Source organism: uncultured Candidatus Kuenenia sp. (assembly GCF_900696675.1).
GTDB lineage: Bacteria > Planctomycetota > Brocadiia > Brocadiales > Brocadiaceae > Kuenenia > Kuenenia stuttgartiensis_A.
The window spans coordinates 23814-29813 of the sequence record NZ_CAADGZ010000034.1; the positions used below are offsets into that span (position 1 = coordinate 23814).

Annotated in this window: 6 protein-coding genes; 1 reads left to right on the forward strand and 5 read right to left on the reverse strand. The window is 39.8% G+C overall.

The annotated features are described in order from the left end of the window. The first annotated feature begins 252 nt into the window (after positions 1 to 252). Entirely contained in the window at positions 253 to 1470 is a 1218-nt protein-coding gene (locus QZT26_RS07250) for a TPR domain-containing glycosyltransferase (protein WP_295101419.1), read from the forward strand. A gap of 185 nt (positions 1471 to 1655) precedes the next feature. Here the strand turns inward: QZT26_RS07250 and QZT26_RS07255 are convergent, their stop codons facing one another. The 5 genes from QZT26_RS07255 to QZT26_RS07275 all read right to left on the reverse strand — a co-directional run. Further along, positions 1656 to 2189 carry a flagellar protein FlaG gene (locus tag QZT26_RS07255; protein WP_099326103.1) on the reverse strand — a complete coding sequence of 178 codons (534 nt, stop codon included), beginning with the start codon at positions 2187 to 2189 and terminating at the stop codon, positions 1656 to 1658. 139 nt (positions 2190 to 2328) lie between these two features. After that, positions 2329 to 2640 carry a flagellar export chaperone FliS gene (locus QZT26_RS07260; RefSeq protein ID WP_099326102.1) on the reverse strand — a complete coding sequence of 104 codons (312 nt, stop codon included), beginning with the start codon at positions 2638 to 2640 and terminating at the stop codon, positions 2329 to 2331. A gap of 30 nt (positions 2641 to 2670) precedes the next feature. Next, the gene (locus QZT26_RS07265; protein ID WP_157820645.1) at positions 2671 to 3123 is read right to left on the reverse strand and encodes a hypothetical protein; all 453 of its coding nucleotides are present in this window, start codon (positions 3121 to 3123) and stop codon (positions 2671 to 2673) included. A 39-nt stretch (positions 3124 to 3162) separates the two neighbouring features. Continuing rightward, complete coding sequence (fliD, locus tag QZT26_RS07270) at positions 3163 to 4950, reverse strand: flagellar filament capping protein FliD (RefSeq protein ID WP_164995394.1); 1788 nt, start codon at positions 4948 to 4950, stop codon at positions 3163 to 3165. Between the two features lie 167 nt (positions 4951 to 5117). Next, positions 5118 to 6000 (reverse strand): flagellin (locus QZT26_RS07275; protein WP_295101424.1); only part of this gene is annotated, 883 nt, incomplete at its 5' end.

Here is a 6000-nt window from a genome sequence, read left to right on the forward strand (position 1 = left end):
ATCGTTTTGCACGTTTCCGATGCTTGTTATACTGTAAGATCTCACAAATATGGATTTCTAAAATTAGATTTAACTTTTGTTAACATAAATAGTTATAGCATTTCTGAAATCACATTTTGTGAACTCCTTGAGTTTAGTTCTTTTAAAAATTCCAATTCACGATGAACCAACACACAAACCATACCAAAATATATGGATCAATCTGAAAGATTGATCCATCCGGGAGTTCGCCAAAGGCGATACGTTCACATTATGGTCAAACTTTCTGCCTGTCTGATAGTTAAAAACGAGTCCGGTATTCTTCCCCGTTGCCTGGAAAGTATTCAATCTTTTGCAGATGAAATAATCATTGTAGACACCGGTTCTACTGATAATACTGTGGAAATTGCCCTGCGCTATAAAGCAAAAGTGCATCATTTTCAATGGAGAAACGATTTTTCCGCAGCCCGCAACGAATCATTACAACATGCAAATGGAGACTGGATACTTTACATTGACGCAGATGAAATTATTGATAAAGCTAACGCGCTAAAAATTCGGTCACTAATTAACAGCAAGGATATTATGGCGCTTACGGTAAGGCAATGTATTCCACAACAATGTGACAACATAGCAACCTCTTTCTACAGCGAATACTGCAGGGTTTTCCGGAGACATCCCGAAATCCGCTTTGAAGGAACCATTCACGAACAAATATTGCCTTCAATTAAAAGATTAGGAGGTAAAATACTCAGAACAGATATAATAATCCACCACTGGGCTTACGCTTTCAGCAAAGAGAAAAAGAGGCAAAGGGCAGAACGGAATCTTAATTATTTACTAAAAGAGTTTGAAAAAAATCCGGACGATTCATTCACACTCTTCAATCTGGGCATGACTTACCAGGAACTGGGAAACAATGATTCAGCGATTCAGGTATACCTGCGCATGCTTGAAAAACCGACTGACATTAAAAACGAACTTACAGGACAATCGCACATAAACCTATCAAAGATATATTTAGAGAATGATAATACTACGAAAGCCGTCTACCACGCGCAACAAGCCTTGCTTTTAGACACTAACAATCCTTTGTCTGCGTATATGCTTGCAACAATCGCTGTGACAAAAAAACAATTTCAGAAGGCAATTGAACATTTAGAAACTGCAATAAAAATATCTGAAGGCGAAACAGGTATTGCCCCCAACGTAGAATTAAACATGGCGCAGATATATCTTGAGTTAGGCAGTTGCCGTTATTCACTTCACGACTTTGTTGGTGCAGAAAATGATTTTTTACGTTCACTGGCATACGACGCGTCTGCCACAAACCCCTATATCCTGATCGGGAATTCCCGTCTTATACGTGGAGACAAAAGGGGAGCAAAAGACATGTTCGAACAAGCGCTAACCATTAACCCGCAACTAACAGAGGCAAAAAGCGGACTTACCCTCTGCAGTAATGAAAAATCAGCCCTTGCTAATGAATAGAAACATGAACGTAGAAGAGTATGCCCTGCAACACGGATAAAGCTAGCCAAACAAGGAATATTGTGCGAAGCCCCAGCGCTGTTCAAAAAAGAATAGATGTTTGAATTAAGGTAAGGAAAAACTGTGGGGATAATGATAGGGACGATTAAATAGTACCAAAAAAAGACTACAATCGTTTGTCTACTTTATTTAACGACTTCATCCACTTTATTGCCCAAATTTGCCTGAGCCATTTGGTTGTAATACGATTTCAGCATTTTCATTCGTGAAATGGTATCTTCCGGGGGTAATTGTCTGATGATTTTTTCGGTGTCTAAATCTCTCACGGTGGTAACAACAAGATTCAACTCTTTCTCAATAGCAAATTCAACCCGCGTACCAATAGGAGAAACACCGGGGAAAACGGGAGGGGAATGAGAATCGTATAAGGCAGAAGAAGCTGGTTGTTCCGATGGTATTTCCTTTTTTGAAACAGCCACATCATTAGAGTCGCTGTTACTGTTGCTTTGAGGAGATGTATTGCTAACACTCGCGCTACTGCTCACATTTTGCGATACAATTTTCTTATCAATAATTGCTTGGTAAGAAACCTTCGCATCTTCTGTTATTTTATCAGAAGATACATCTTTCCCCTTTTCCTTGCTGACAATATCTTTTTTGTCAACTTCAGTAAACAACTTATTATTAGAACTATAACTATGAATCTTGCCCACATCCATAATTTTGCTCCAAAAATATTGTTTATACAGATAAAATTAAAAATAATTATTTAATCCTTTGCACAGGTGGCATGGGTTGATTTACTGCCAGCGCAAGAACTTTAAAAACGTATATGCATATTTACACATAAAATATAAATCAAGCGGCGTCCTGTACCTGCAACCATGCGCCTCTTAACTCTTTAAAAATCTTCAACGCAGCGTCAAATCTTCCGTTTTTTATCTCCCGCATACAAAATTCATATAGCCTGAAAAGTGAATTTGAAATCTCTGCCTGATCGAAGTTCAAAGAGTCAATTAATTCTGCCAGCACAATACTTGCCTTTTCTTCATCCTTACGATTACACGCGGTAATACCTGCGTCATACGCTTTTATTAATAATTGGAGCGGATTTAACGTCATTATTCCCTGTTCAAGATATGCATGCCCAACTTTTTTTGTTCCTACCATAAATTTTCACCTCCATAAAAAAGTATTGTATTATCCACACACATCAATAAATGAAGGATTATCATTAATGTTCTGGTCTAAACTACGTACCAATTGCTTGCTTTCCTGTATTTTTTCAAGATTTAAAGCAATTTCATTTATTCTGCTTTCTATGAGAGACTTGTTTTCTTTATCCAGAAGAGCAATCTCGTCTAAAAGTTTTCTCATCTTCCCCACTCGCTCTTTTAATAAATATTTTCCTTCCTCATCGTCAATACCCCCAACAAGTTCTTTTATCGAATGACATTCTTCACCAAGGGCGGAAGCCCTCTTTATTATTATCCCTCTTTCCTGCATTTTTTTAATTAACAAGTCTTCTTCATCTCCGCCGTTCAACATTTCCTTCAATTCAATTGTATTACGAAGTATTTTATCACAATCATCCAGCCTGATCCCAAGAAGATTTATTATTTCATCGTATGAATTTATTTTATTATTAACCAAATCCAAACTCCATTCATTATCTATTTATTAGAACCTCATCTATGTTCCCATCATGTTTAAAGCCGAGTTTGTAAGCATTGTTATCTGAGAACCCTGAAGTACCAGATTGTTTAATAATTCCTGCATTTTAGACAACTGTTGGCGATATTGGTTCTCTTTTAACGACAGTCGTGTTTCCATACTTTTAATTCTATTGTTGATCCCTGTTATCTGGGTATTTATTGTGCTCTTTGTATTATCAATGAGGGAACCGGTCGTAGAAGACGTGCTCTCAACAAACGGTTTTAGTAAAGATTCTATCTTTTTTGCAACGCCATTTGTAGCGTTAAATAAATTCTCAACCGCTTTGGGATTCGATTTAATAGCACTATCAAATGCAGAGGTATCGGACAAACTCACCTTTAAATTACTGTCCACGGTAATGCCTATCTTACGGAGGTAATTGGGTTCTCCTTCAGTAAGACCTGTCACCTTCTCAACCACTATCTGTAACAATTGTCTCCTTATATTAATAAAGGTTGTATTACCCGCAAGAGGCCCCCTGGTGAACTTTTCCGTATCAACACCAGACTTGTCTTTTATATGACTTGTCAGTGCGTTAAATTTTTCAAGAAAGTCATTAATTTTTGTTTTAATCGCGCTGGTATCCTGATTCACAGTGATTGTTGTAAACGTATTCTCCGTATAAGCGGAAACATTCGCTTGTTTTAAAGTATAGTTAATGCCATTTATGGTAAAATCGTTAGAGCTTTTTGAGATTTCATCACCGGAGCTTGTGCTATTAATAGTAAACTTGGCATCGGCACCTCCGCTGGCGGTTTGTCCACTGAATTTAAACGTATTCATCAGGAATGTTCCCGATACGTCTGCCAGGGTAATAGTATCAGAACTCCCTGTGCTTTTGGAATTCATTACCACTCTATCCAGCGATGTATCATAATATGCCGTTACGTTGGCATCTGAATTATTAATCCTGTTTATAACGCTATTCAAAGTATCCGTACTTGCATCCCATGAAATTTCTATTCCGTTAATCTTAAAACTCCCGGAGCCTGATACTGCCGTATCAAAATTTGCCTCTGACAAAAGTACATCCGCCTGAATACCGGTTACTGCAGTAGCGCTATTATAATCACCCGCTGCATTTCTCATTTTTACCTGAGTAAAAAACCCGCTCCCACCCGGAGTTTCCGATCCAGTAAAAGTCAAAGAACCGCTTGTCGTATCCTCTAAATAAAATGTATCTTCAGTACTATCATAATACATATTTGCCGCAGCATTCGTATTGACATCATCCATAAACGCCTGCACCGAAGCATATGTTGCCAAATCAGATGAAGTCCACCCATTAATCGTTACCGCTCCCGTTGGAGCAGTTCCAAATCCCGCATCACCAAAACTCTTTGTCACATCAATCGTTCCTGAACCCGGCGCAACCTTTGAACTGCTAACCACCGCTGCTTTAGTAATCAACCCGCTGGAACTTTGTACGGACGATCCGGAGGCCAACTGTTTAACGCGTATTTGATACGTCCCTGTAGCGGCATTGCTACCTGTAGTAGCAGACACTTCTTTGCTTTCACTGGTACTTACGCTTCTGGAATTATAGACAGAACTGTTATCCGCGCTGGCTAGATCTTTTGTTGGGTCGAGCAGACCTGAAATTTTTGAATTCAGGTCTGTATACAGGTCTATTTTACTATATAGTTTCGTCCTTTGGCTTTGCAAATCATATAGGGGTCTTTTCTCTAACGACATATATTGCGCAATTAACGAATTGAGTCCAGAATTCGAGCTATACGCTGATGTAAGAGAGGATAGTGCCATTTTAAATTCCCCTGATTTAAGAAAAAAACGCCAAAAACCGGCAAGCTAATATATGATTCCTATATGAAAATAACAATACATTATGCCTAATAAAATTTAAAGACAATTTCACTATTAATAGAAAAGGGGACGGGCATTGCTGCCCATCCCCGATAATACACCCTTTATTATCCGAAAAGCTGTAAGATTGACTGAGGCCCTGCATTCGCCTGCGCCAACATAGCGCTTGCAGTCTGTTGTAATATCTGCAGCTTTGTTGACTGCAACTGCTCGTATGCCATGTCCGCATCCTCAATACGGCTCCTAGCCGCCTCGGTATTAGTCCTCGCTACCGTTAAACTGGTTTCCTGATAGGTCAGCCTGTTCACTACTGCACCAATGTAACTCAACCCTTCTGATACATCCGCAATGGCGGTATCTATATTGCTCATCAATGCCTGCGCGGACGCCGAAGAAGTAACCGCCCTGCCCGCCGTCGCAACACTTACCCGCAATCCATCAGACTTATAGTTTGTATTGCCGCCATCAAAGCTTACATTGTCTTTCGCTAACAAGTCAAACTTCAACACATCATTGGTGCTGCTTGCCCCTGCGCCAATCTGGAATTTAAACTGCACACTACTTGCCGCTCCCGTAGTAGAATTCCCCGTACCAAATATTGACTTGGAGTTCCATGTGGACTGGGTAACTTCGAGATCAATTTGTGTTGCCAATGCTTTGAGTTCCGACTGAATAGCGTTACGTTCTGCACTCCCTAACGAATCGTCTGCCGCCTGCGTCGCCTTTGTCTTCATCTGTGTTAAAATATCGAGGATGTTATTCAGATGGCCTTCCGCAACCGACATAAGATTCTTGGCAGAACCTATGTTCGCAAGTGCCTGTCCAAGCCCTTGTGAACGGGCATTGAATTTCTTGGCAATCGTAAAACCCGCGGCATCGTCGGCGGCATTATTAATTCTTTTGCCCGTCGCAAGCCTTAATTGCGAAACCGACAGTTGCGTGTTAATATCATTTAACGATCGCAACGCATTCAACGCATTAATGTTTGTA

What these genes read in the sequence shown, in the direction of transcription:
- QZT26_RS07250 (WP_295101419.1), top strand. Translation starts at nt 253, where the DNA reads ATGGTCAAACTTTCTGCCTGTCTGATAGTTAAAAACGAGTCCGGTATT.
- QZT26_RS07255 (WP_099326103.1), bottom strand. Translation starts at nt 2,189, where the DNA reads ATGGATGTGGGCAAGATTCATAGTTATAGTTCTAATAATAAGTTGTTT.
- QZT26_RS07260 (WP_099326102.1), bottom strand. Translation starts at nt 2,640, where the DNA reads ATGGTAGGAACAAAAAAAGTTGGGCATGCATATCTTGAACAGGGAATA.
- fliD (WP_164995394.1), bottom strand. Translation starts at nt 4,950, where the DNA reads ATGGCACTATCCTCTCTTACATCAGCGTATAGCTCGAATTCTGGACTC.